The sequence below is a fragment of the Streptomyces sp. NPDC012508 genome (genome assembly GCF_042902595.1).
GTDB lineage: Bacteria > Actinomycetota > Actinomycetes > Streptomycetales > Streptomycetaceae > Streptomyces.
Map to the genome: position 1 here is coordinate 33,241 of NZ_JBIBEO010000007.1, position 22,109 is coordinate 55,349.

20 protein-coding genes and 1 pseudogene are annotated in these 22,109 nt (G+C 73.3%); 8 read left to right on the forward strand and 13 right to left on the reverse strand.

From position 1 onward, the window contains the following. Nucleotides 1-121 precede the first annotated feature (121 nt). From ACFY8U_RS23795 to ACFY8U_RS23815, 5 genes and pseudogenes are all read right to left on the reverse strand, one after another. Nucleotides 122-895: pseudogene (locus tag ACFY8U_RS23795) on the reverse strand (ABC transporter ATP-binding protein); the annotation flags it as partial. Between the two features lie 44 nt (nt 896-939). Next, entirely contained in the window at nt 940-1,848 is a 909-nt protein-coding gene (locus tag ACFY8U_RS23800) for a zf-HC2 domain-containing protein (RefSeq protein ID WP_389573350.1), read from the reverse strand. Next, nucleotides 1,845-2,417 (reverse strand): RNA polymerase sigma factor, encoded by a 573-nt coding sequence (locus tag ACFY8U_RS23805; RefSeq protein WP_389573353.1) that lies wholly within the window; start codon nt 2,415-2,417, stop codon nt 1,845-1,847. The genes ACFY8U_RS23800 and ACFY8U_RS23805 overlap by 4 nt, the downstream gene beginning before the upstream one ends. 200 nt (nt 2,418-2,617) lie before the next feature. Continuing rightward, on the reverse strand, nt 2,618-3,181 hold the full coding sequence (locus tag ACFY8U_RS23810) for a hypothetical protein (protein WP_389573356.1): 564 nt from the start codon (nt 3,179-3,181) through the stop codon (nt 2,618-2,620). A 242-nt stretch (nt 3,182-3,423) separates the two neighbouring features. Further along, nucleotides 3,424-4,059 (reverse strand): GNAT family N-acetyltransferase, encoded by a 636-nt coding sequence (locus tag ACFY8U_RS23815; protein WP_389573359.1) that lies wholly within the window; start codon nt 4,057-4,059, stop codon nt 3,424-3,426. Between the two features lie 131 nt (nt 4,060-4,190). Here ACFY8U_RS23815 and lon point away from each other — a divergent pair, with 131 nt between their 5' ends. Then, nucleotides 4,191-6,593 carry an endopeptidase La gene (lon, locus tag ACFY8U_RS23820; RefSeq protein WP_389573362.1) on the forward strand — a complete coding sequence of 801 codons (2,403 nt, stop codon included), beginning with the start codon at nt 4,191-4,193 and terminating at the stop codon, nt 6,591-6,593. 349 nt (nt 6,594-6,942) lie between these two features. Then, nucleotides 6,943-7,605, forward strand: a complete 663-nt coding sequence (locus ACFY8U_RS23825; RefSeq protein ID WP_389573364.1) for a DUF5701 family protein — start codon at nt 6,943-6,945, stop codon at nt 7,603-7,605. Between the two features lie 112 nt (nt 7,606-7,717). Here the strand turns inward: ACFY8U_RS23825 and ACFY8U_RS23830 are convergent, their stop codons facing one another. Both ACFY8U_RS23830 and ACFY8U_RS23835 read right to left on the reverse strand, forming a co-directional pair. After that, complete coding sequence (locus tag ACFY8U_RS23830; RefSeq protein ID WP_389573367.1) at nt 7,718-8,581, reverse strand: lytic polysaccharide monooxygenase; 864 nt, start codon at nt 8,579-8,581, stop codon at nt 7,718-7,720. 292 nt (nt 8,582-8,873) lie between these two features. After that, nucleotides 8,874-9,692 carry a lysozyme gene (locus ACFY8U_RS23835; protein ID WP_389573369.1) on the reverse strand — a complete coding sequence of 273 codons (819 nt, stop codon included), beginning with the start codon at nt 9,690-9,692 and terminating at the stop codon, nt 8,874-8,876. 247 nt (nt 9,693-9,939) lie between these two features. On the opposite strand from ACFY8U_RS23835, the gene ACFY8U_RS23840 reads away from it, so the two are divergent. After that, nucleotides 9,940-10,386 carry a MarR family winged helix-turn-helix transcriptional regulator gene (locus ACFY8U_RS23840; RefSeq protein ID WP_389573372.1) on the forward strand — a complete coding sequence of 149 codons (447 nt, stop codon included), beginning with the start codon at nt 9,940-9,942 and terminating at the stop codon, nt 10,384-10,386. A gap of 133 nt (nt 10,387-10,519) precedes the next feature. Here ACFY8U_RS23840 and ACFY8U_RS23845 read toward each other — a convergent pair whose 3' ends face one another. Further along, nucleotides 10,520-11,302: a hypothetical protein gene (locus tag ACFY8U_RS23845; protein ID WP_389573374.1), complete on the reverse strand. Its 783-nt coding sequence runs from the start codon at nt 11,300-11,302 to the stop codon at nt 10,520-10,522. Nucleotides 11,303-11,675: 373 nt separating this feature from the next. Here ACFY8U_RS23845 and ACFY8U_RS23850 point away from each other — a divergent pair, with 373 nt between their 5' ends. The 5 genes from ACFY8U_RS23850 to ACFY8U_RS23870 are packed head-to-tail and all read left to right on the forward strand — an operon-like array spanning nt 11,676 to nt 17,456. Beyond that, nucleotides 11,676-14,648 (forward strand): nitrate- and nitrite sensing domain-containing protein, encoded by a 2,973-nt coding sequence (locus tag ACFY8U_RS23850; protein ID WP_389573377.1) that lies wholly within the window; start codon nt 11,676-11,678, stop codon nt 14,646-14,648. Next, complete coding sequence (locus ACFY8U_RS23855; protein ID WP_361436653.1) at nt 14,645-15,127, forward strand: roadblock/LC7 domain-containing protein; 483 nt, start codon at nt 14,645-14,647, stop codon at nt 15,125-15,127. The genes ACFY8U_RS23850 and ACFY8U_RS23855 overlap by 4 nt, the downstream gene beginning before the upstream one ends. Then, a complete protein-coding gene (locus ACFY8U_RS23860; protein WP_361436656.1) occupies nt 15,124-15,546 on the forward strand; it encodes a DUF742 domain-containing protein in 423 nt (140 codons plus the stop codon). The genes ACFY8U_RS23855 and ACFY8U_RS23860 overlap by 4 nt, the downstream gene beginning before the upstream one ends. Further along, on the forward strand, nt 15,527-16,192 hold the full coding sequence (locus tag ACFY8U_RS23865) for an ATP/GTP-binding protein (RefSeq protein WP_361436659.1): 666 nt from the start codon (nt 15,527-15,529) through the stop codon (nt 16,190-16,192). The genes ACFY8U_RS23860 and ACFY8U_RS23865 overlap by 20 nt, the downstream gene beginning before the upstream one ends. Nucleotides 16,193-16,220: 28 nt before the next feature. Further along, the gene (locus tag ACFY8U_RS23870) at nt 16,221-17,456 is read left to right on the forward strand and encodes a styrene monooxygenase/indole monooxygenase family protein (protein WP_361760210.1); all 1,236 of its coding nucleotides are present in this window, start codon (nt 16,221-16,223) and stop codon (nt 17,454-17,456) included. Between the two features lie 55 nt (nt 17,457-17,511). On the opposite strand, the gene ACFY8U_RS23875 is transcribed toward ACFY8U_RS23870, so the two are convergent. The 5 genes from ACFY8U_RS23875 to ACFY8U_RS23895 form a co-directional block, all read right to left on the reverse strand. Further along, nucleotides 17,512-18,180, reverse strand: a complete 669-nt coding sequence (locus ACFY8U_RS23875) for a histone deacetylase (protein WP_389573381.1) — start codon at nt 18,178-18,180, stop codon at nt 17,512-17,514. A 425-nt stretch (nt 18,181-18,605) separates the two neighbouring features. Beyond that, nucleotides 18,606-19,916, reverse strand: a complete 1,311-nt coding sequence (locus ACFY8U_RS23880) for an NlpC/P60 family protein (protein WP_389573384.1) — start codon at nt 19,914-19,916, stop codon at nt 18,606-18,608. Nucleotides 19,917-19,993: 77 nt separating this feature from the next. Further along, on the reverse strand, nt 19,994-20,263 hold the full coding sequence (locus ACFY8U_RS23885; protein ID WP_361434764.1) for a hypothetical protein: 270 nt from the start codon (nt 20,261-20,263) through the stop codon (nt 19,994-19,996). A 10-nt stretch (nt 20,264-20,273) separates the two neighbouring features. Next, nucleotides 20,274-20,996 carry a TetR/AcrR family transcriptional regulator gene (locus ACFY8U_RS23890; RefSeq protein ID WP_389573387.1) on the reverse strand — a complete coding sequence of 241 codons (723 nt, stop codon included), beginning with the start codon at nt 20,994-20,996 and terminating at the stop codon, nt 20,274-20,276. Between the two features lie 122 nt (nt 20,997-21,118). Further along, nucleotides 21,119-22,054, reverse strand: coding sequence for a diiron oxygenase (locus ACFY8U_RS23895; protein WP_389573390.1), 936 nt, complete (start codon nt 22,052-22,054; stop codon nt 21,119-21,121). Between the last annotated feature and the right edge of the window lie 55 nt (nt 22,055-22,109).

Below are 22,109 nucleotides of genomic sequence, written 5' to 3' on the forward strand. Positions count from 1 at the left end.
CCCGCCCCCCCCGCCCCCCGCCCCCCGCCCCCCCCCCCCCGCCCCCCCCCCCCCCCCCCCCCCCCCCCCCGCCCCCCGGCGGCGGCTCGTGCGAGCCGCCCTTCTCCGGGCCGGGAGCAGGAGCGCGCGACGGCGAGCGGTGTGCTCGGAGGGCCGCCGTGTATCCGCGCTCGATCGCGTTCGCCGCCTCCCCGCTGGCGCGCGACTCCTCGCCCAGGGCGGTCAGTTCCGCGGTCGTGCCCCGGAAGGCGATACGGCCCGACTCGATCAGCGTGACCTCCGTGCAGGCCGCGGCCACGTCTTCCACCAGATGGGTGGAGACGATCACCGTGGAGGACGCGCCGATCTCCCGCAGGAGCGTCCTGAACTCGACCCGCTGCTCGGGGTCGAGACCCGCCGTCGGCTCGTCGAGGAGGAGCAACTCCGGTTGGTTCACGATGGCCTGGGCGATCCCGGCCCGCCGGACCATGCCCCCGGACAGCGTCTTCAGCCGGGCGTCGATGCGGTCCGCCAGGCCCACCCGCTCCACGGCGCGCTCCACGGCGGCCGGGGCACGGTCCGTCGGCATCTCCTTGAGCCAGGCCACGTACGCCACGAACTCGCGGACCGTGAAGCCGGCGTAGTACCCGAACTCCTGCGGCAGATAGCCCAGCCGTCGCCGGATCTCCGACCGCTCCCGGTGGGCCGAGGAGTCCCGGCCCAGGAGCTCCACCCGGCCGTCCGACGGTGCCGCCACGGTTGCGAGGACACGGATGAGGGAGGTCTTGCCGGCACCGTTCGGGCCGAGCAGGCCGTGGACGCCGGGACCGAGGTCCAGGTCGAGGCGGTCGAGCGCGACGGTACGGCGGTGCCGGACGGTCAGCCCGCGCGCCGCGACCGTCGTGCCCGACCGGATCGGAATGCCCCGTGCGCTCCGTACGGCCCGCGGGCTGGGTGTGGTCACCGGGTCTCCAGATGGTCGAAGGAACGGCGCCGCAGCGCCACGAGGCCCGCGCAGACGGCGGCTGCGGCGGCCCAACCGCCCTGTGCGGCCGGGCCCGAGAGGTACCGGGCCAGCTCGGCCGAGGCCCCGGACCGCCCGAGCACCGGCCCGGTCACCGCGAGCAGCCAGCCGGCGGCGAGGGTGGCCGCGGCCGCCCGGCACCCGACGAACGAGCCGAGGGCCAGGGCCGCCAGCGTCAGCGCGAGCCCCGGCAGCAGCCAGGCCGCGGCGCCCGGCACGCCGGTGACCGGCGGCAGCACCGCCCCGGCCGCGGTCAGCACCGGCACGCACACCCCGAGCACGGCCGCCGCCCGGGTGAGCAGCAGGCGCAGTCCGCCGGAGGGGGTCGCCACGCCGATCTCGTACATCGGGTCCGCGTGGCGTCCGTACGAGACGGCCACCCCGGCGAGCGGCAGCACCGGAGCGAGGGCGAGCAGCGCCGGCCGTGCGCCCCGGAACCCGGCGCCGTACGCGAGCCCGACCGCGGCGGCGACCACGACGAGCAGCGCCACCACCCACGCTCCGCGCAGCGCGGGGCCCACGGCCCACAGCAGGCGTGCCCCACGGGAGGCGGGGGAGAGGGCGGGACCGCCCGCGCCCAGGCCCGGGCCATCGCTCGGGCGCGCGCCCGCGCCCAGGCGCCGGGGCGCGGTGGCCGGCTCTGCGCGTACCGTCGCCAGGAGCGAGGCCCGGACGTCGGCGAGGGTCGGACCCGATCCCCCCGCCCGGACTGCGGCGGAGACGCGGACCGCGCAGTCCCCGCACACCTCGACGTGCTTCTCCAGGGACCACGCGTCGGGCTCGGCCGCCGCACCCGACGCGTACCGGTGGGCCAGTGCATCGGTCACGTGCCACGGCGCGGTCATGCGGTGCCTCCCAGGGCGTGCGGGCCGAGGGCGGCACGCAGTTCGCGACGGGCCCGCAGGGCGCGGGTCTTCACCGTCCCCTCAGGTATCCCGAGCAGCCGGGCCGTCTCACGGGTGGTCAGGCCGTCGACGACGGTGGCCCGCAGGACCTCGCGGAGCTCGGGCGAGATCCGGTCGAGCGCGGCGCCGACGTCCCCGTACTCCAGGCCCGCGAGCACCCGGTCCTCCGCGGAGGGGGCGGGGGCGATCGGTTCGGGGGCCGGGCGCTCCGCACGGGCCCGGGCGCGTTGCGCGTCGACCAGGCGGCGCGCGGCGACGACCCAGAGCCAGCCCCCGGCCTCACCCCGGCCGCGGTGGGAACCGGCGGACCGCCAGACCGTGACGAACGTGTCCTGGAGGACCTCCCGTACGGTCTCCTCGTCCGCGCAGCGCCGGGCCAGCCGTGCGTGCAGCCATCCCGCGTGCCGGTCGTACAGCACGGCCAGCGCCTCGGTGTCCCCGCGGGCGACGGCGCGCAACAGCGCCGAGTCGTCCCGCTCTTCTGCCCGTTCGGGGCGCAACAGTCTCACGCCCCCTCTATCGCTCGGCGGACGGTAGCCGGTTCACGCCGTGGCCGGGGGTGGGGGCGAAGACGGGCCTCAGCAGGGTCCGTTCGGGGCCCGGCCGGGGTTCGATCGGGGTTCGATCGGGGTCCGGTCCGGGGTCGATCGAGGGGCCGGGGACGGTGCCGGTTCGCCGGGGACGGTGCCGGTCCGTGGCCGGGTGGGGGTCAGGGGCCGGTCGGAGGGCCGCCCTCGGGGAGGGCCGAGAAGACGCGCTGCAGGGCGGGAGGGCGCTCGCCGTCCGCGGCGACGACGACCCGGTAGCGGTGGGTGAAGACGTACTGGAACCCGTCGCGCACCGGCTGCCCCGTCGGGCGCGTGGGCACCTTCGCGTAGGCAGGATCCTCCAACGCCGCGCGCAGCTGGGCCACTTCGGCGGCGGTCATCCGGCCGGTCCGCGGTGACTCCGTGCCGGACCGGGTGGTGTAGCTGCCGTCGTAGTGGACGATCAGCTGGTTGCGGACCCCGGCCAGCCCGCCGTTGACGTTCACCTCGACGAGGACCTCGCGCGGACCGGGCTCATGGTTGTTCTTGACGGTGCCGTTGGTCCCGGTCGGCACAGGGGGCACGGTGACGTCGCCCGTCCCCGGGGGTGTCGGCTGCGCCGTCTCCTCCTGGGCCGCGACCGGCCCCGGCGGGGTGCCCTGGTCGCCGCAGCCCGTCAGCGCCAGTGCCGGAACCAGTGCCGCCGACGCGGCCCAGAGCCTCGCGTTACCACCCTTGAGCGTCATGGACACGATCCTGCCCTCACCCGATCCGGTTGACCAGGGCCGCGTGTACGGCATCGATGCGGGGTCCGTGCTGCCCGCCCCGTACCGCCAGGTCGACGGCGTCCACACACGCCCGGCACCGGTCGAAACCTCGTTCAGCCCGCCGCCCGCCGCCCGCCGCCCGCCGCCCGCCGCTCCCCCCGCCGGCCGCCCCTCGCCGCCCTCGCGGGGACGCCGCACGCCGCGCACAACACCGCGCGCTCCTACGCGTCCCGCACGATCCCCGTCAACGGGCACGTGTGACGCCAGCCCAGCGTGTCGTACAAGGCCAGGCCGTCCCGTGTCGCCGAGAGGACGCCCGTCGCCGCGCCCGTCTGCGCGGCCGCCGCCTCCAGGGTGCGCATGACGTTCGCGCCGAGACCGCGGCGGCGGTGGCCGGGGTGCGTCTCGATCTGGTCGGCGACCGCCGTCGCCCCCGTCGGGGCGATCTGGCCGCGGGCCGCGAGCGTGCCGTCCGGCGCCACGATCCGGACCCGGATCACGCCGTCCCGGGTCTCCGTCGTCCGCGCGTACCCCTCCGGAGCCGGCGGCCGCGCGCCCGCGTCCAGGGGCTTCCACATCATGTAGCCCGGGTCGTCCGGGACGGTCCACCCCGGGGTGATCCACTCCGCGACCTCCTCCGGTCCGGCCATCACCTTCAGCCAGGCGTGCGGCTCGGTGATCTCCTGGCAGAGCTTGCCCACGGACACCGCGTCCGGCGCCGGAAGGACGTGCCGGAAGACATGCGTCGGCAGGCCGACGTCGATCCGCCAGCCCCAGGGCTGGACGACGGCGGGCGGGGTGCCCCGCGAGACGGTCCAGCCCTCCACCCACGCAGAGGTAATAGCCATAGTGTCCATGGAGGCATTACATGTCCATGGCTGCGCCCTGCGCCAGAGTGATCGCTCAGAGCGAACAGCCCTCGGGGAACATCCACGGGCTCACGTGCATTGAGTCCACATAGCTCAACTTGACTGCCGAAGGGGAGATCATGGCTTCGACGTCCTCACCGCTCACTCTGCCTGTGCTGCCGCTCGACGACGAGGTCGTGCTGCCCGGAATGGTGGTGCCGCTGGACCTGTCCGACAACGACGTACGCGCCGCGGTCGAGGCCGCCCAGGCCGCCGCCCGTTCCGGGGCCGGTAAGCCCAGGGTGCTCCTCGTGCCCCGGGTCGACGGGACGTACGCCGCCACCGGCGTCCTGGGCACCGTCGAGCAGGTCGGACGGCTGTCCGACGGCGACCCCGGCGCGCTCATCCGTGGCCGTGGCCGCGTCAGGATCGGCGCGGGTACGACCGGCCCCGGCGCCGCTCTCTGGGTCGAGGGCAGCGCCGTCGAGGAGACCCTGCCCGACCCGCTGCCCGGCTCCGTGACCGAACTGGTCAAGGAGTACAAGGCGCTGGCCACCAGCTGGCTGAAGAAGCGCGGCGCCTGGCAGGTCGTGGACCGCGTCCAGCAGATCGACGACGTCTCCGCCCTCGCCGACAACTCCGGCTACTCGCCCTTCCTCACCCTTGAGCAGAAGGTCGAGCTCCTGGAGACCGCCGACCCGGTGGCCCGGCTCAAGCTCGCCACCGCCCAGCTCCGCGAGCACCTGGCCGAGCAGGACGTGGCCGAGTCCATCGCGAAGGACGTCCAGGAGGGCGTCGACAAGCAGCAGCGCGAGTTCCTGCTGCGGCGCCAGCTGGATGCCGTACGCAAGGAGCTGCGCGACCTCAACGGCGAGACGGACGGCGACGAGTCCGACGACTACCGGGCGCGCGTCGAGGCCGCCGACCTGCCCGAGAACGTCCGTGAGGCGGCCCTCAAGGAGGTCGAGAAGCTGGAGCGGTCCAGCGACCAGTCCCCGGAGGGATCCTGGATCCGCACCTGGCTCGACACCGTCCTCGAACTGCCGTGGAACGAACGGACCGAGGACCAGTACGACATCCAGGGCGCCAAGGCGATCCTCGACGCCGAGCACGCGGGCCTGGAGGACGTGAAGGAACGGATCACCGAGTACCTGGCGGTCCGCAAGCGGCGCGCCGAGCGCGGCCTCGGGGTCGTCGGCGGCCGTCGCGGGGGCGCCGTCCTGGCCCTGGTCGGCCCGCCCGGCGTCGGCAAGACGTCGCTGGGCGAGTCCGTCGCGCACGCGATGGGACGGAAGTTCGTCCGGGTCGCACTCGGCGGCGTACGGGACGAGGCGGAGATCCGCGGCCACCGGCGTACGTACGTCGGCGCCCTGCCGGGCCGGATCGTACGGGCGATCAAGGAGGCCGGGTCGATGAACCCGGTGGTCCTGCTCGACGAGATCGACAAGGTCGGCTCCGACTACCGCGGCGACCCCGCGGCCGCGCTCCTGGAAGTTCTGGACCCGGCGCAGAACCACACCTTCCGCGACCACTACCTGGAGGTCGAACTCGACCTCTCCGACGTCGTCTTCCTGGCGACGGCGAACGTCCTCGAGGCCATCCCGGAGGCGCTGCTCGACCGGATGGAGCTGGTGCGGCTCGACGGCTACACGGAGGACGAGAAGGTCGTCATCGCCCGCGACCACCTGCTGCCCCGGCAGCTGGAGCGTGCGGGCCTGGAGCCGGGCGAGGTGGTCCTGGAGGACGCGTCGCTGCGGAAGCTGGCGGGCGAGTACACCCGTGAGGCGGGTGTACGGAACCTGGAGCGGTCCATCGCACGGCTGCTGCGGAAGGTCGCGGCGCAGCACGAACTGGGCGACCGGGAGCTGCCGTTCACGGTCGGCGTGGCCGACCTGCGCGGGCTGATCGGGCGTCCGCACCACATCCCGGAGTCCGCCCAGGACCCGGCCGAGCGCCGCACGTCGGTGCCGGGTGTGGCGACCGGCCTGGCCGTCACGGGCGCGGGCGGTGACGTCCTCTTCGTGGAGGCGTCGCTCGCGGACCCGGAGACGGGCGCGGCCGGCCTGACCCTGACGGGCCAGCTGGGCGACGTGATGAAGGAGTCGGCGCAGATCGCTCTCTCCTTCCTGCGTTCGCACGGCGCGGAGCTGGAGCTGCCCGTGACCGGTCTGAAGGACCGGGGCGTGCACATCCACTTCCCGGCCGGCGCGGTTCCGAAGGACGGCCCGAGCGCGGGCATCACGATGACGACGGCCCTGGCGTCGCTGCTCTCCGGCCGGCTCGTCCGGACGGACGTGGCGATGACCGGTGAGGTGTCGCTGACCGGCCGGGTCCTCCCGATCGGTGGCCTGAAGCAGAAGCTTCTGGCGGCCCACCGGGCGGGTATCACGACGGTCGTGATCCCGAAGCGGAACGAGGCCGACCTGGACGACGTCCCCGCGGAGATCCTGGAGAAGCTGGAGGTCCACCCGGTGACGGACGTCCGCCAGGTCCTGGAGATCGCCCTCGCCCCGGCGGAGGTGACGGTGAGCGCGGCCGCGTAAGCGGTTCCGCCGCGTAAGCGGTTCCGGTGGTGCGCCGGGCGACGTCGTACGCCGCTCCGGTCGCACCCGTCCCGATGGCACGAGAAGCGGGGCGCCCCTGTGGTGGGGGCGCCCCGCTTCTCGTCGCCCGGCAGTCCCGCGCGCCCCGCCGACCGTGACGCTCACCCCATCGTCTTCGGGGAGACGACCACCGGGTCCGGTTCGGTCACCGTCGGCCTCCCTCTCTCTCGTACGGCCCGACGCGCACTCTCTCGCGCCACGGTCAAGGAGTCGGGCGCGGCGGGAACATCGCCGGAGGGTGCTCCGTTGACGTTCTGCCTGCCACTCGCAACGCCGACCAAGGAGTGCCTTGACCGAGACCTCGCCGACCAGTCCCACCGTGCCCGCGCTCCCCTCGCTCGCCGCCCAGGCGGAGCGGCTGATCGAGCTCGGGGTGCACGAGCTCGCGGAGATACCGGCGGACGAGCTGCGCGCCTTCGCCGCGGGCGCCGGCGGCGGACGGGAGGACGCCCTGCTCGCCGTCCACCCCGACCGCGTGCCCGCCTCCGCCCTCGCGCCGCTGCTCCGCCGCGACGACAAGCCCGGATTCGTCGTCGTCGACATGCCCGACGTCGACGACTTCGCCCCGCTCGACACCGTCGAGCTGCCCGATGCGCCGCTCTACCTCGTCTCCGGTGTCGACCGAGGCGACCACATGTCCAACTGGAGCCCGGACGAGGCGCTGCCCGCCCTGGCCAAGGAGGACCGGACCCCGCTGCTGCTCAGCGAGGGCATCCACTGGGTCCTCCAGCAGCCGGCGGCTCTGGAGCGCAACCTCTGCTTCATGACCATCGGCTCCCGGCTCCGCAAGGCGAACGGCGCCTTCGACGCACGCACTCCGGCGATCTGGATCAGCAACGGCACCGGGCGGGACGGCCGCGAGCGGCGCAACGCCCCGAAGGTCGGCTGGTGCTGGTGGAACAACCGGCACACCTGGCTGGGCTTCGCCTCCACCACGGGCCGCGGAGTCTGACCGAGGGGGTCGTCGGCCGTCTAGGGGCGTTCCGTGTGGACCGGTTCGGCACCGACCGCAGGACCTCGCCTTCGCTTGGGGCCCAACGGCCGCGTGCCGGCCTGCCGCACCGTTACGACGCGTTCCGCCGCCGCGTCAGGAGCAGGCTGCCCGCCCCGAAGGCCGCCAGTGCCCCGGCGCCCGCGAGGGCCAGCGGGAGCGGCGACGGGGACGTCTGCGCGGCCTCGGCCGAGAGCGCGGGGGCCTGCTCGTCACCGCCGTGACCCGCGTGGCTCACCGTCGAACGGTCGGCGCCCGCGGCGATCTTCGCCTCGCTCGGTGCCGTGCCGGCCACCTTCGCCGTCGTGCCGTAGGTGACGTCCGAGCAGCTGTAGAAAGCCTCCGGGCTGTCGTTGCGCTGCCAGACCTTGTAGACGATGTGGCGGCCGGTGCGCGCGGGCAGGGTGCCGGTGAAGTTGTAGTAGCCGTCCGCCGAGGTGCGCGGGGTGGCGTAGGTGGCGACGGGGGTCGCGTCCAGGTCCGACCACTTCAGCGGCTTCGTGGGGTCGAAGCCCTGCTTGGTGATGTAGACCGTCATCGTGCCGGAGTGCGCCGCCGTGACCCGGACCTTGAAGTCGAAGGAGCCCGCCCCGACCGCCGTGGCCGGCCAGTCCGTCCGGGCCCAGTCCAGCGCGCGGTACTTCTCGCGGTTGGCCGAGCAGAGCTTGCCGTCGGGGATGACCACCTGGTGCTGCCCGTTCGCGTTGGCGATGTTCACCTCGTTCCAGTCGTAGAGCGGCTGGGTGCCGGAGTCGGCGACGAGGTCCTTGCAGACCTGGGAGTCCGGGGACTCGGGCCCCTCCGCGTAACAGGCCGCCACCCGGCTCACCGGGTTGAAGACGGCTCCGTGCGCGCCCGCGACGGACGGGGTGAGGGGGATCAGCGCGGCCGCGGACAGGGTGACGGCTGCGGCGGTGCGGCGGTACGAGGACGGCATGTCGAAGCTCTCTCTCGTGCGTGGGGGAGGACGGAACGAGCAATGAGCGGGTGGCGTACGGAAGTTGAAAGCCGCACGCGTCGCCCAAGAGACTCGCATTGGTCCATACCAATCGGCAAGAGGGGGGAGCGAGAAAGGCGGAGGGGGTGGGCGGCACAAGCGAAGGCGGCCTCCCGGACGCGCCGCCGCGCACCTGGGAGACCGCCGAACGCCGAACCGTCGAACCGCCGACGGCCGATTGCCGGTCGCCGATCGCCGAACCGACGACCGCCGAACGAAGGCGAAGGCCGGCTCAGCCGTTCGCCAGCGCCTGTACGCGCGAGAGATCGCCGTTGAAGCGGTTGTGGTCACCGACCGTCGGGCCGGTCGAGGTGTACTGCCACATCGTGTAGTACGGCCAGCCGGCCGGGAGCGTGCCGACGGTCGAGGCGTACCGCGCGATCCACAGCGGGTTGCTCGCGCCGAAGCCGGCGTAGTTGCCCGTGCACTGCGTCCACCAGCTCGTCGCCGTGTAGATCACCGCGTCGCGGCCGGTCCGCGCCTTGTAGCGGTTGAGGAAGTCGCGGATCCACGTGACCATCGCCGACTGCGACTTGCCGTAACAGGTCGCGCCGTACGGGTTCCACTCGATGTCCAGCGCGCCCGGCAGGGTCCTGCCGTCCCGGGACCAGCCGCCGCCGTTGTTGACGAAGTAGTCGGCCTGTGCCGCGCCCGTCGTCGTGTCCGGGGTGGCGAAGTGGTACGCGCCGCGGATCATGCCCACGTTGTACGAGCCGTTGTACTGCTGCGCGAAGTAGGGGTTCTTGTAGTAGGTGCCCTCCGTCGCCTTGACGTAGGCCCACTTCACCCCGCTGTTCCACAGTGTCGACCAGGCCACGTTCCCCTGGTGGCTGGAGACGTCCACGCCTTCGGTCTGGGCGGCCCGGGGCGTTCCGGGCGTGCCGTCGCGGCCGTCGTGCTCGATGACGCCCATGCCCATGTGGGCGGAGCCGCGTGGGGGAACGGCGTCGGCGTCGGCCGCGCTGGCCGGGCCGGAGAACATGAGGGGCAGGAGGAGGGCCAGGGCCGCGAACGCGGCGGCTAGGGTCTTTCCGGATCTGTGCACGGGCATTGCGTGCCTCCGAAAGGCTCGGTGGGGGAGCGTGCCGGGACAGTCCTGGTGTGGACATGTCACCGATGACGCTACGCACGTAGACCGGTTCGGTGGAAGGGGGTCCGGGTGCTGCCGTTGGTCTACTCCTGCGAAATACTGAAGGAGCTGCGGCGATGGCCGCGGACGGAAGAAACTTTCAGCGACCGGAAAGCGTGCGAGGGGTGCTGACGTGCACGGAAGCGGTACGGGGAGTGAAGGCGAGCCCATGACGAGGAGTGGTGTGGACCAGGAATTCCTCGCCTTGGAAAGGGAACTGGCGGTCTTTCTGCGCCGCGCCCGCGCCCAGTCCGGCGAGATGGCCCGCGAGGTCCACCCCGAGCTCGAATCCTCCGCGTACGGACTCTTCGTACGGCTGGACGACACCGGCCCCCAGCGTGCCACCGAACTCGCGGGCTACTTCGGCGTCGGCAAGGCGACCATGAGCCGTCAGCTCCGCGCCCTGGAGGACCTCGGACTCGTCGCCCGCGACCCCGACCCGGCGGACGGGCGCGCCTCGCTCGTCCGGCTGACGGAGGAGGGGCGGCTCCGCTTCCGGCGGGTCCGGGACGCGCGGCGCGGGCGGTACGTGCGCAAGCTCGCGGACTGGGACCGCGGCGAGGTCGCCGAACTGGCCCGCCTGCTCCACCAGCTGAACACCCGCGCAGAGAACTGAGCCCTCGGTCGAGCCTCGACCGCCACGCAGTCGGTCGAGCCTCGACCACCGGGCACTCGGTCGAGCCTCGACCACCGGGCACGCGGCCGGGCACCCTGCCCGGCCCCGGGCCCGGCCCTCCGCCGAACACCCTTCAGAGGACCGCGTACACCGCCGTCGCGTCGTCGTGGAGCTTCCAGCGCAGGGGCCCGCCCGCTGCCGCGTCGGCCACCTCCAGCGAACGGACGCGCGCCAGCAGCCCGTGCGCGCCCTCCTTCCCGAGCACCTCCATGCAGGCCGCCCAGTCGCCCTCCCCGAACAGCTCCACCCAGCGCGCCGCCCCGTCCGTGAGCGCCGCCAGCGCCCGTACGGTGCTCCGGGGCGCCGTCCCGGTGACCGCCCGCCGCGCCACGTCCGGGTCGGCCGCGGCCGTGAAGAAGCCGCCCTCCTGGTTCCGCAGCCGGTCCGTCGCCTCCAGCGAACGCCGGATCCCGTCCGGGATCAGGTCGAGCCGGCCGTCGAGCACGGCCCGCGCGGACCCGTCCGGCGCCCCCAGGAGAAGCACGGCGTCCGACAGGACCAGGTACTCGACGGTCGCCGCGTCCCAGCGCGCCATCGCCACGGTCGCCTGGGGCGTACGTACGTGAGAAAGGTCACAGCTGTCCCGGTGGGCCTCCGCGGTGCGCCGGATTGCCTCCGCCAGGATTCCGGGCAGCGGCATGTCGCGTCGCGAAGCGGACAGTTCGGTCAGCGCGCCGCCGAGGCGGGCGGTGAACCACGGCACGCCGTGCACACAACCGTCATCGCCGGCCGGCGGTGTCACCCCGTCCAGGACCACCACCGTCCCGCCCCCGCCGGAGGCAGGTAGAGCGGCGGCCGCCCAGTCCTCATTGGGGCGTTCGGGGCGGCCGGGGAGGGTGACGACTTCGGTGCGCATGATCCCCAGTCTGCCTCCGGCCGACGGGGTCCGCACCGCGCCTTCACGGCGTCTCCATAGGGTCGAACGTGGCCTGTACCAAGCGTTCCAGGGCCGTACGAGAGGCGGAAGCGGAGCCTCCGGGAAGCTGCGGGCGGGCATCCTGCCAAAGCCCGCGCGGAAGATCCAACCGGCGCACCGCACGGGCGCGCGGCGGGCTCCGCGTGGAGTTGTTCCCCAACTCAGGAGTGTTGTTCACTCGTTCGGGTGGCCGAGCGGCCGATGCGCGTCCCCTTCCCAGAAGCGCTGGAATGGTCGGAAGCCGTACCAGGGGTGGGGGCGCTCCATCACGTGACCGGTCGTCACCTCTGCTTCATGGGCGGACGAGTCGAGAATGCGAGCACCGGTGCAGAAGAAGCGGCCTCGGAGCAACAACGGCACGCGGAGCCAGGCCCCCGGTGACCCGCTGAACACGGGCGGCACCCCGGGCCCGACTGCCGTACCCGCGCCGACGCCCCCGGGCCCCGCCTCCGTACCGGCGACCACGGCCCCCGCCGCGGCCCCCGCCCCGGCGAAGAAGGGCCGCCCCAAGCGCGTCCGCAACCGCCTCGTCGCCGGTGTCGCCCTCGTCGGGGTCACCGTCCTCGCCGCCGGCGCCCCCGCGGTCCTCACCGCCTCGGGCGAACTGACCGACTCCCAGAGTCTGGTCACCCTCGCCGAGCTCGACCGCCAGGCAGTCACCCTCGCGCACTCCCTCGCCGACGAGCGCGACGAGGTCGTCGCGTACGTCGCCGCCGGTCGTGACGAGCAGCAGGGCGACAGCGACGAGAAGCGGCAGGTCACCAGCACGCGATCCACCCGCGTCGACCGCCAGATCGACGAGATCCGGCCCGCCGCCCCGGCCGAGCTGCGCCGTGACCTCGCGGGCGTGCCCTCCATCCGCCGTACCGCGCTCACCGGCAAGGGCACCGCCCTGGAGGCCCACAAGGCGTACACGGACGTCATCGCCAAGCTCCAGGCCCTCGCCGACGAGCTCGCCGAGCAGACGCCGGCCCGCGCCGCCCAGGACACCCGGGCGCCCGCCTCCCTCGGCCGCGCCGTCGAACAGGCCTCCGCCACCCGCGGGCTGCTCCTCGCCGCCCTGGCCGTGCCCCAGCCCGAGTCGAGCGGTGTCACCTACGACCCGGTCACCGGCACGTACGTCCCCATCAAGGCGGAGGGCGCCGACGAGGCCGACCGGACCCGCAACGCCCTCACGGCCGCCGCCCAGCAGGCCCGGGTCCGTGAACTGGCCGCCCTCGCCGACTTCGACCAGGCCGCCTCCAGCACCGGACGCGACTCCCTCGCCGCCACGGTCACCGGCCCCGACGTCAAGAACGCCGAGCGGCTCCTGGCCCGGCTCACCGACCAGCCGGAGCTCGGCAAGTCGGAGCGCAAGACCGACCCGGAGAAGCTGGAGGCCGCGCTCTCCGCCCGTGTCGAGCAGATGCGCGGCGTCGAATCGGCCCTCGCCGCCACCCGCGTGGAACGCCTCTCACAGCTCCGCGACGACGACGTCACCGCCCTCGAAGTACGCATCGCCTTCCTCGGCGGCTGCCTCCTGGTCGCGATCGGCATCTCCACCTACGTCGCCCGCAGCCTCACCCGCCCGCTCGCCGTCGTGCGCATCGGTGCCGCGCGCCTCGCCGCCGCCCCGGAGCCGGAGACCGAGGAGCCGGTCCGCTTCACCGGCCGCAACGACGAGTTCGCCCAGGTCGTACGGTCCCTCAACACCCTCCAGGGCAAGCTGGCCGACCTCGGCCGGCGCACCGCGCAGCTCGACAGCGAGCGCGCCGACCTCACCGGGTCCCGCGAGGCCCTCACCGCCGAGCTCGCCGCCCAGCGCGCCGAACTCCAGGGCCACACCGCGCTCCTCACCGCCGAGCTCGAACGGCTCCGGCACAGCGTCCACCACACCTTCGTCAACCTCTCGCTGCGCAGTCTCGGCCTGGTGGAGCGCCAGCTCGGCGTCATCGAGAAGCTGGAGGAGCGCGAGCAGGACCCGGAACGGCTCGCCACCCTCTTCAAGCTCGACCACATGGCGACCGTCATGCGCCGCCACAGCGAGAACCTCCTCGTCCTCGCCGGCCACGAGCACGTCCACGGCCACCCCGGGCCGGTCCCGCTCGTCGACGTGCTGCGCGCCGCCGTCAGCGAGATCGAGCGGTACGAGCGGGTCGCCATCCAGTCCCTGCCGCCGCACGCCCAGATCGCCGGCTTCGCCGCGGACGACCTCAGCCATCTGATCGCCGAACTCCTGGAGAACGCCACCTCCTTCTCGCCGCCCGACACCCAGGTCCAGCTCTCCGGCTGGCTCCTGGAGTCCGGCGAGGTCATGCTCTCCGTCCAGGACGAGGGCATCGGCATGACCGAGTCCCGGCTCACCGAGCTCAACGCGCGCCTGGCCGAGGCCGACCCGGCCGATGTCGCGGGGGAGGGGCTCGGCATCCGCGTCGCCGCCCTGCTCGCCGCCCGTCACGGCGTACGGGTGCAGCTGCGGGAGCAGAAGCAGGGTGGCATCGCGGCGGTCGTCGTCCTGCCGCTCCCGCTGCTCCCGAAGGCCCCGCCGGCCGCAGGTCCGCCGGCCGTCCCGGTCGCGGGCGAGGCGCCCACGCTGAACCTCCCGGGCTCGGTCGCCGAGGCCAACTCCAACACCCTGCCGTCCCGCACCCGGGACCCGCTCGTCGAGGCCGCGGAGCGCGCTTTCGAGGCGGCTGCGGGGGAGACGCGGACGGCTCCGGAGGCTGCCGAGGGTGCGGAGGCTGCCGAGGCGGCCCCGGAGCAGGCCGAGTCCGCCGTGCCGGCCCAGTCCGCAGTGCGGGCCGAGTCCACGGTGCCGACCGAGCCCGCCGCGCCCGCCGCGCCCGCCGCGCCCGCCGAGCCCGTCGCGCCCGCAGAGCCCGCCGAGGCCGCCGAACCGACCGTCGCCGAGACCACCCTCCAGGTCCGCCTCCCCGCCCCGCCCGCGGAGCCCGACGCCCACGAGCGCGCCGCCGAGGAGACCGGTGACGGCGTCCAGCGCGTCACCGACAAGGGCCTTCCCAAGCGCACGCCGAAGATCGTCCAGCAGTCCGACACCTCGCCCGCACCTCGTACGGGCGGTGTGGACGCCGAGGCCCTCCGCCGCCGGCTCGGCGGCTTCCACCAGGGGGCCAAGGCGGGCCGCCGGGACGTGGAGGCCGAGATCGGCGCGGAGACCGAGACCAGCACCGACAGCACGAAGGCCGCGACCAGGGCCGAGACCGAGGCCGAGACCGAGAACGCGGCCGTGGACACCGCGCGTACCGAGGAGAAGACGGGGGACACAGTCGAGGAGGCACGCAGTTGACTGCGACCGGAACATTCGGACTGAGCAGGGAAGCCCGCAATCTGCACTGGCTGCTGGGCAACCTCGTCGAGGAGGTGCCCGGGGTCCGCTCGGTCGCCGTCGTCTCCTCCGACGGACTCCTGCTGCTCTCGTCCGACCCGGCGGTCCAGAACGCCACGCCCGCCGAGGACCGGCCGACCGGCCCGCGGGGGTCGAGCGCGGACCTCGCCACGATCGTCTCCGGCATCGGCAGCCTCACCGTCGGCGCCGCCCGGCTGATGGACGGCGGCGGTGTCAAGCAGACGATGGTGGCGATGGACGAGGGCAGCGTCTTCGTCATGTCCATCAGCGACGGCTCGCTGCTCGGCGTGCACGCCGAGCCGGACTGCGACATGAGCGTCGTGGCGTACCACATGGCCCTCTTCGTCGGCCGTGCCGGACATGTACTCACCCCCGAACTCCGCAGCGAGCTGCGCAAATCGATGGAGAGCACCCAGTGACGTCTGTGCCGTCGGTCTACCACGCCTACAAGCTCCCGGTCCGGGGTGAGGGCCGCCGCCCCGCGCGCGTACGCCCGTACTCCCTCACCGGCGGCCGTACCCGCTTCGGTCACGTCCTGCTCGTCGAGACGTTCGTCGCGGCGCTCGAAGCCGCGCCGGAACGGAAGGTCCTGACGGACGGCGGCCCCGGCGCCCGCGGGCTCATGCCGGAGATGCGGGCCATCGTCGAGATCTGCCGACGGATGCGTACCGTCGCGGAGATCTCGGCGCTCCTGAAGATGCCGCTGGGCGTCGTCCGGGTGCTGCTCAGCGACCTGGCCGACCAGGGAAAGATCCGTGTGTACGGGACCGGTCACGGCACCGGCCAGCCCGACCGCGCGCTCCTCGAAAGGGTGCTGAGTGGACTCCGCCGTCTCTGAAGCCGCTGCCCCGGCGTCCGCCGGAATCCCCGCACAGCCCGTACCCGCCGGTGTCGGCACCGAGGACGGCGCCCAGGACTGGCAGCTCGACCACACCCGCGCCCCCATAGCGACCAAGGTCGTCGTCGCGGGCGGGTTCGGCGTCGGCAAGACGACCCTCGTCCGGGCCGTCTCGGAGATCACTCCGCTGCAGACCGAGGCCCTGATGACGCAGGCCAGCGAGGAGACCGACGATCTCTCCGCGACGCCCGAGAAGCTCACCACGACCGTGGCGATGGACTTCGGCCGGATCACCCTCGACGACGACCTCGTCCTGTACCTCTTCGGTACGCCAGGCCAGCAGCGCTTCTGGTTCATGTGGGACGACCTGGTGCGCGGCGCGATCGGCGCGATCGTGCTCGCCGACACGCGCCGACTGACCGACTGCTTCGCCGCGCTCGACTACTTCGAGAGCTGCGGGCTGCCGTACATCGTCGCCGTCAACCACTTCGAGGGCACCGAGCGGTTCGAGCCCGAGGACGTCCGGGAGGCGCTCACCGTGCCCCCGCACGTACCCGTCGTGATCATGGACGCGCGCAAGCGGTACAGCGTCGTCGAAACCCTGCTCGCGATGGTCGCGCACGCGCTCGAATCCGCTCCCGAATAGTCTGACCGATTCGATAGGAACACCCGCCATGCGGAAGATACTCATCGTCGGAGCCGGTCAGTCCGGTCTCCAGCTTGCCCTCGGACTCCAGTCGCAGGGGTACGAAGTCACCCTCATGTCCAACCGCACGGCGGACGAGATCCGGTCCGGCCGGGTCATGTCCACGCAGTGCATGTTCGACACCGCGCTCCAGCACGAGCGTGACCTCGGCATCAACTTCTGGGAGTCCCAGGCCCCCCGGATCGAGGGCCTCGGTGTCTCCGTCACCGCGCCGGACGCGAGCCGGGCCGTCGACTGGGTCGGGAAGCTGGACGGCTACGCGCAGTCCGTCGACCAGCGCGTGAAGATGGCCGGCTGGATGGAGACCTTCGCCCAGCGCGGCGGCCAGCTCGTCATCCATGGCGCGGCAGTCTCCGACCTGGACTTCTTCTCCCGTACGTACGACCTGGTGCTGGTCTCCGCGGGCAAGGGCGAGCTGGTCTCCATGTTCGGCCGGGACGCCGCCCGTTCCCCGTACAGCGAGCCGCAGCGCGCGCTGGCCGTCGCGTACGTCCACGGTCTCGGCCCGCGCCCCGAGCACCCGGACTTCGACGCCGTGCGCTGCAACCTGGTCCCCGGCGTCGGCGAGCTCTTCGTCATGCCGACCCTGACCACCTCCGGCCGCGCGGACATTCTCTTCTGGGAGGGCATCCCCGGCGGTCCGCTCGACGTCTTCCAGGGCGTCAAGGACCCGGCGGAGCACCTGTCGCTGACCCTGGAGCTGATGGAGAAGTTCACGCCCTGGGAGTACGCGCGGGCGACGAAGGTCGAGCTGACCGACGCCAACGGCACCCTCGCGGGCCGCTACGCCCCGACCGTCCGCAACCCGATCGGCCGTCTCCCCGGCGGCGGTCTGGTCCTGGGCGTCGCGGACGTCGTCGTCGCCAACGACCCGATCACCGGCCAGGGCTCGAACTCGGCCTCCAAGTGCGCCGCCGCCTACCTGGCGTCGATCGTCGAGCAGGGTGACAAGCCGTTCGACGAGGAGTGGATGCAGTCCACGTTCGACCGCTACTGGGACACGGCCCAGCACGTCACCAAGTGGACGAACGCGATGCTCGGCGTCCCGCCGGAGCACGTCCTCAACCTGATCGGCGCGGCCGGCGGCCTCCAGCCGGTGGCCGACCGCTTCGCGAACGGCTTCAACGACCCGGCCGACTTCGAGAACTTCTTCTTCGACCCCGAGAAGACGTCCGCGTACCTGGCCTCGGTCGCTCAGGGCTGAGGGGCTGCCGCCTGCTGTCGAAGGGGTCCGGAGCGGGGCTGCCGGGGCGTGGTGGTCAGTCCGGGTCGATCAGGGCCAGGACGTCCTCGGCCGTCCAATGGCCCGCCGCCCCTGGGCAGGTGCCCAGGTAGGCGGCGATCTCGGCGGGCTGCCACGCACCGGACTCGTTCAGTCCGGCCGCCAGGTGCTGGACGTAGGGCGCGGACGGCTCGCGCAGCGCCACGTCGGTCATCCGCCACGGGGCGGTGAAGGTCAGGACCGGGACGCCGTCGAGCGTGCCGGGGCAGACGAGCGTCTCGTACCGCCCCGGCCCGAGGGCGGAGCGGCCCTGGGTGAGGGCCTCGGTCAGGTCCAGGTCGTTCCCCGGCTCCCGGTACATCTCCTGGGCCGCGATGTCGGAGAACTGGCCCGCGGTGATCAGATGGGCGCGTGCGAAGGCAGGGCCCCGGGCCTCCGGATCGTAGAAGCCGCGGCCACCGGTCCAGACGGCCGACTCCGTGGCGAAGTACACCGCCCCCGGGAGGACGAGCGGCACGGACCGCGCCGGAGGCTTCCGGTCCCGGCAGCCGGGGTACGTCCGGGCGGAGCCAGGGGGACGGCCCCCGGTGATGTAGTGGAGCAGCCGCGCGATGTGCATGTTGGAGCCGTACGAGGCGTACCAGACGTGCGACGGCGGCGCCGCCGGCCGGGTGAGCCGGGGGACAGGACGGCGGGGCGCTGGCATGGGTGCTCCTGGACAGGGCCGACAGGACAACGGCCTCCGTCCCCAAAGGACGGAGGCCGTTGCCGTACCCGCTTCGGGGCCGGCTGGAACAGCAGGTTGAACTTCTGCCGGCCGCCGCCGACCTTCACGCGCGCCGCGTACGGCTTCGCCGCGACGCCCGTGCCCTGGTAGTACCAGAGGACGCCCGAGGTGTCCCGCGCCACCAGGTCGGCTTTGCCGTCCGAGTTCAGGTCGCCCGGCGCCACCATCAAGTTGTAGATCTGCCAGCCGGTGCCGACCGCCGGCCGGCAGCGTCGGCGTGGACAGCGTCATGGTGTTCTGCGCGACGTGCGCCTTCGTCTTCGCCGTGATCGTCGCGTGCGAGCGGCGTGTGCCGAGGGGCTGCGAGCCCGCGGTCTGCGCCTCCTTGACGCCCGCGTCGACGCTCAGGCGTGCCCCTGATCGAACCCCTCGTCCGTCCCCTCCCTGGCCCCGGCCGGGAGTTCGGGCGGCGTGTACGACTCCAGGGACTCGCCGCCCGGGTCCGGACGGACCGCCCCCAGGAGCGGGTTGGCGGCGATGGGGGACACCTTGACCTTGGCGCCGGGGCGGGGGGCCTGGACCACCAGGCCGTGGCCGAGGTAGATCGCCACATGCGTGGCTTCGGGGAAGTAGACCACCAGGTCGCCGGGGCGCAGCTCGCGCAGCTCCACCCTCGGGAGGGTCCGCCACTGCTCCTGGCTGGTGCGCGGGATCTCCCGGCCGGCGCTCGACCACGCCTGGGACGTCAGCCCCGAGCAGTCGTACGAGTCCGGCCCCTCGGCGCCCCACACGTACGGCTTGCCGATCTGCTCCACCGCGAACCGCAGGGCCTCGCCGCCCTCCCGTGACGGCGTCCGGGCGCCGTCCAGGACGCCGGAGTCGAGGAGTTCACGCTGTGCCCCCGCCGTCTGCGTCCGCTCCAGTTCGGTCAGCCGGGTGAGCTGCTCGGCGGGGAGCGAGGCGAGGAGCGTCTGGACCTCCGCGAGCCGCCGCCGCACGTCGTCGCGCTGCTTCATCCGCCGCGCGGTGAGCGTCTGCTGCCGGTCCAGGGCCTTGCGGGAGGTGCTCGCGAGCTCGTCGGCCTTCTTCTCGGCCCGGGTGAGCCGGGACACGGTGGTCGCCCGGTCGCGGGCCGCTCGGTCCATCAGATGACCCTGGTCCAGGGCGTGCTGGGGGTCGTCGGCGAGCAGCAGCCGCAGGTACGAGGAGAAGGCCGAGGTCGTGGCCCGCCCCTGGTACTGCTCCCTGGCCAGCCGCCCGGCCGCGTTGCGCCCCTGGGCGAGGCGCTCGCGGGCCTGGGTGAGGGCGGCCGTGACCTTCTTGGTGTCGGCGGTCTGGAGGCGCAGCGCCTCGTCGGTGGCGTTGAAGGCCTCGGTGGCCTGCTCGGCCTGGCGGTAGAGGGTCTGCAGCCGCCTGAGGAGCGCCGCGACGGAGTCGCCCCCGGAGGGCGGGAGTTCGGCGGCGTCGTCGAGGGGCGTGCCGTCGGCGGAATCGGTGGCGGCGGTGGGGGCGGTAGCCGCGGTGGGGGCCTCGGTGCCGCCGGTATCGGCCGCCTCCTCGGCCGGGGCTTTCGCCGGCGTCTCCACGGCTGTCCCCACCGGCGTCTCCACCCCGGTGTCCGCCGGGTCGTCCGCCGTGGCGACCGGGACCCCCGCCAGCGCGGTCGTCGTGGCGAGCACCCCCGTGCAGACCGTGCGCAGCAGCTTTCCTGACACATCATCACCTCCACCGCGATGATGGAGGGACAGAGTGGTCCGATGAGCTCACAAAGGGGCGAATCGGCCCAATCGCCTCACCCGTTCGGCTTGGACCACGGCCACTTCAGCTGCTGCCGCTCGCGGCCCTCGGGGACGTACTCGTAGACCCAGCCGCGCTGGATCCCGAGCCGCTTGGTGTGTCCGGCGGGTTCGCGGCGGTAGGCGTGGACCGTCGGGGGTCCGCCGTCCGCGTCGGGTACCGGCACCTCGTACCACTTCGGCGGGTGTCCCGTGTGTCCGACGAGGACGGGCAGGACCCGGCCGTCCAGGGGGCCGCCGCGGAAAGGGGTGTTCTCGCTTCTCACGGGACCAGTCTCATACGAGGTGTGCCGCCGCGCTCACCACGGGGGTCACCCGCCGCGCCAGTTCGCCGACCGGCCCCTCGGCCGTCTCCTGTGCGAGGAGCAGGGAGACGACCGACGCCGTCTCCTCGTCGCTCGCCGCCGTGGCCGCGAGCAGGGCCACCAGATGGTCGACCAGCCAGTCCCGCAGCTCCCGGGCCGGTGGCTGCTTCTCCTCGTCGAGCCAGATCAGCGAGGCCGCCTCCACCGCCGCGATCCAGGTGCGGACCATCATCCGCAGCCGGGGTCCGGGCCGGTCCACGCCCAGGTGGACGAGGATCTGCTCCGCCGCGGCGCGCCGCACCTCGTCGACGATCGCGGTGGTCCGGGAGGTCTCGGCGACGCTGCCGCCCCGGAGAAGGGCGCTGAACCCGGCGTCGTGCTCGTCGACGAAGGCCAGATAGCGGTCGAGGACCCGGGCGAGCCGCTCGGTCGGCGGGCCGGCCGACGGCTCGGCGAAGCAGAGCTCCAGCTCGTCGGCGGAGGAGCGCAGGGCCGCCTCGTAGAGCTGCGGTTTGCCGCCGGGGAAGTAGCGGTAGACGAGCGGCCGCGAGACGCCCGCCGCCTCGGCGACGTCGTCGAGGGAGACCTCGTCGGGCGCCCGGTGCGCGAAGAGCGTCAGGGCGGCGGCGAGGAGCTGCACCCGTCGCTCCTCGACGCTGAGCCGGCGGTACGCGGGCGAGGCGGCACTGGTCATGCCTGGCAGGGTAGCTCCGTGAGGTGACGCGCAGCGGCGGCCCCCCACGGCCGCCCCCCAGGAGGCCGCGTTCACGCGCGGGCCGGCGTTCACGCGCGGGCCGTTCCCGCGCGGGCCGGTGCTCACGCCAGCAGCCCCGAGGCCTTCCACAGCCGCCGGCCCGGCCCCCGCAGCACCCCGATGTCGTCGAGGAAGTCGGTCAGCCGTCGGGCGCCCGTCTGCATGACCTCCCGGCGGTGGCCGCTCGCCCTGACCTGGGCGACCGCCTCACGGCGGTCCAGGCCCACGTTGTCGTAGACCTTGGGGTTGACGAAGCAGGTGGAGAAGACCCGGGCCGCCTCGCCGCAGCTGAGCCGGGTGAACTCCTGCTCCCAGCGCGGCGCGGTCACCATCTGGCGCCGCAGCTCCTCGCGGGCGTAGCGCACATGCCGTGCCTCCTCGACGACATGGATGCGGGTCACGCCCCGTACCAGCGTCTGCACCCGCTCGTCCGGGAACGTCAGCCGCTGCATCCAGTCCAGGATCTCCTCGCCGAGGAGGGTGGCGGCGAAGGACCCGGGCGTGGTCGAGACGGTCTTCAGGACGCGGGCGAGATTGTGGTAGACCCGCGGCACGGGGTAGGCGGGCGCGCCGCCCTTCTGGATCATCCGGGCGAACATCATCGAGTGCCGGCACTCGTCGGCGATCTCGGTGAGCGCGTAGCGGACGTGGTCGCTCGTGAGGGACTTGTCGTAGATGTGCCGGACGAGCAGCTGCATCAGGATGATCTCGAACCAGATGCCGAGCGAGGCGAGCGAGGCGGCCTCGTGCCGGGCGAGGTCCATCCGCTGCTCCTCGGACATCCGCCGCCACATCGGGGTGTCGTAGAGCGAGACCAGCTCGGGCGGCCAGAACCACTTGCCGTCATCGAGGGGCGCGGCCCAGTCGAGTTCGGTCTCGGGGTCGAAGGAGTGCTTGAGGGAGGACTCCAGCAGCCGCGCGGCGACCTGTTCCCGGTCGCGGAGCGGGCCGAGTGCGTCCCGGAGGAGCGTGAAGTCCTGCTCGGTACGGGGGGTCATGACGGTGAGACACCTCGCTGTGCTCGCGGTCGGGTTACCGGTTACCGGCGGTCGC

What these genes read in the sequence shown, in the direction of transcription:
- lon (WP_389573362.1), top strand. Translation starts at nt 4,191, where the DNA reads ATGGCTTCGACGTCCTCACCGCTCACTCTGCCTGTGCTGCCGCTCGAC.
- ACFY8U_RS23815 (WP_389573359.1), bottom strand. Translation starts at nt 4,059, where the DNA reads ATGGACACTATGGCTATTACCTCTGCGTGGGTGGAGGGCTGGACCGTC.
- ACFY8U_RS23800 (WP_389573350.1), bottom strand. Translation starts at nt 1,848, where the DNA reads ATGACCGCGCCGTGGCACGTGACCGATGCACTGGCCCACCGGTACGCG.
- ACFY8U_RS23895 (WP_389573390.1), bottom strand. Translation starts at nt 22,054, where the DNA reads ATGACCCCCCGTACCGAGCAGGACTTCACGCTCCTCCGGGACGCACTC.
- ACFY8U_RS23845 (WP_389573374.1), bottom strand. Translation starts at nt 11,302, where the DNA reads ATGCGCACCGAAGTCGTCACCCTCCCCGGCCGCCCCGAACGCCCCAAT.
- ACFY8U_RS23840 (WP_389573372.1), top strand. Translation starts at nt 9,940, where the DNA reads ATGACGAGGAGTGGTGTGGACCAGGAATTCCTCGCCTTGGAAAGGGAA.
- ACFY8U_RS23850 (WP_389573377.1), top strand. Translation starts at nt 11,676, where the DNA reads ATGCGAGCACCGGTGCAGAAGAAGCGGCCTCGGAGCAACAACGGCACG.
- ACFY8U_RS23830 (WP_389573367.1), bottom strand. Translation starts at nt 8,581, where the DNA reads ATGCCGTCCTCGTACCGCCGCACCGCCGCAGCCGTCACCCTGTCCGCG.
- ACFY8U_RS23870 (WP_361760210.1), top strand. Translation starts at nt 16,221, where the DNA reads ATGCGGAAGATACTCATCGTCGGAGCCGGTCAGTCCGGTCTCCAGCTT.
- ACFY8U_RS23835 (WP_389573369.1), bottom strand. Translation starts at nt 9,692, where the DNA reads ATGCCCGTGCACAGATCCGGAAAGACCCTAGCCGCCGCGTTCGCGGCC.
- ACFY8U_RS23890 (WP_389573387.1), bottom strand. Translation starts at nt 20,996, where the DNA reads ATGACCAGTGCCGCCTCGCCCGCGTACCGCCGGCTCAGCGTCGAGGAG.
- ACFY8U_RS23875 (WP_389573381.1), bottom strand. Translation starts at nt 18,180, where the DNA reads ATGCCAGCGCCCCGCCGTCCTGTCCCCCGGCTCACCCGGCCGGCGGCG.
- ACFY8U_RS23810 (WP_389573356.1), bottom strand. Translation starts at nt 3,181, where the DNA reads ATGACGCTCAAGGGTGGTAACGCGAGGCTCTGGGCCGCGTCGGCGGCA.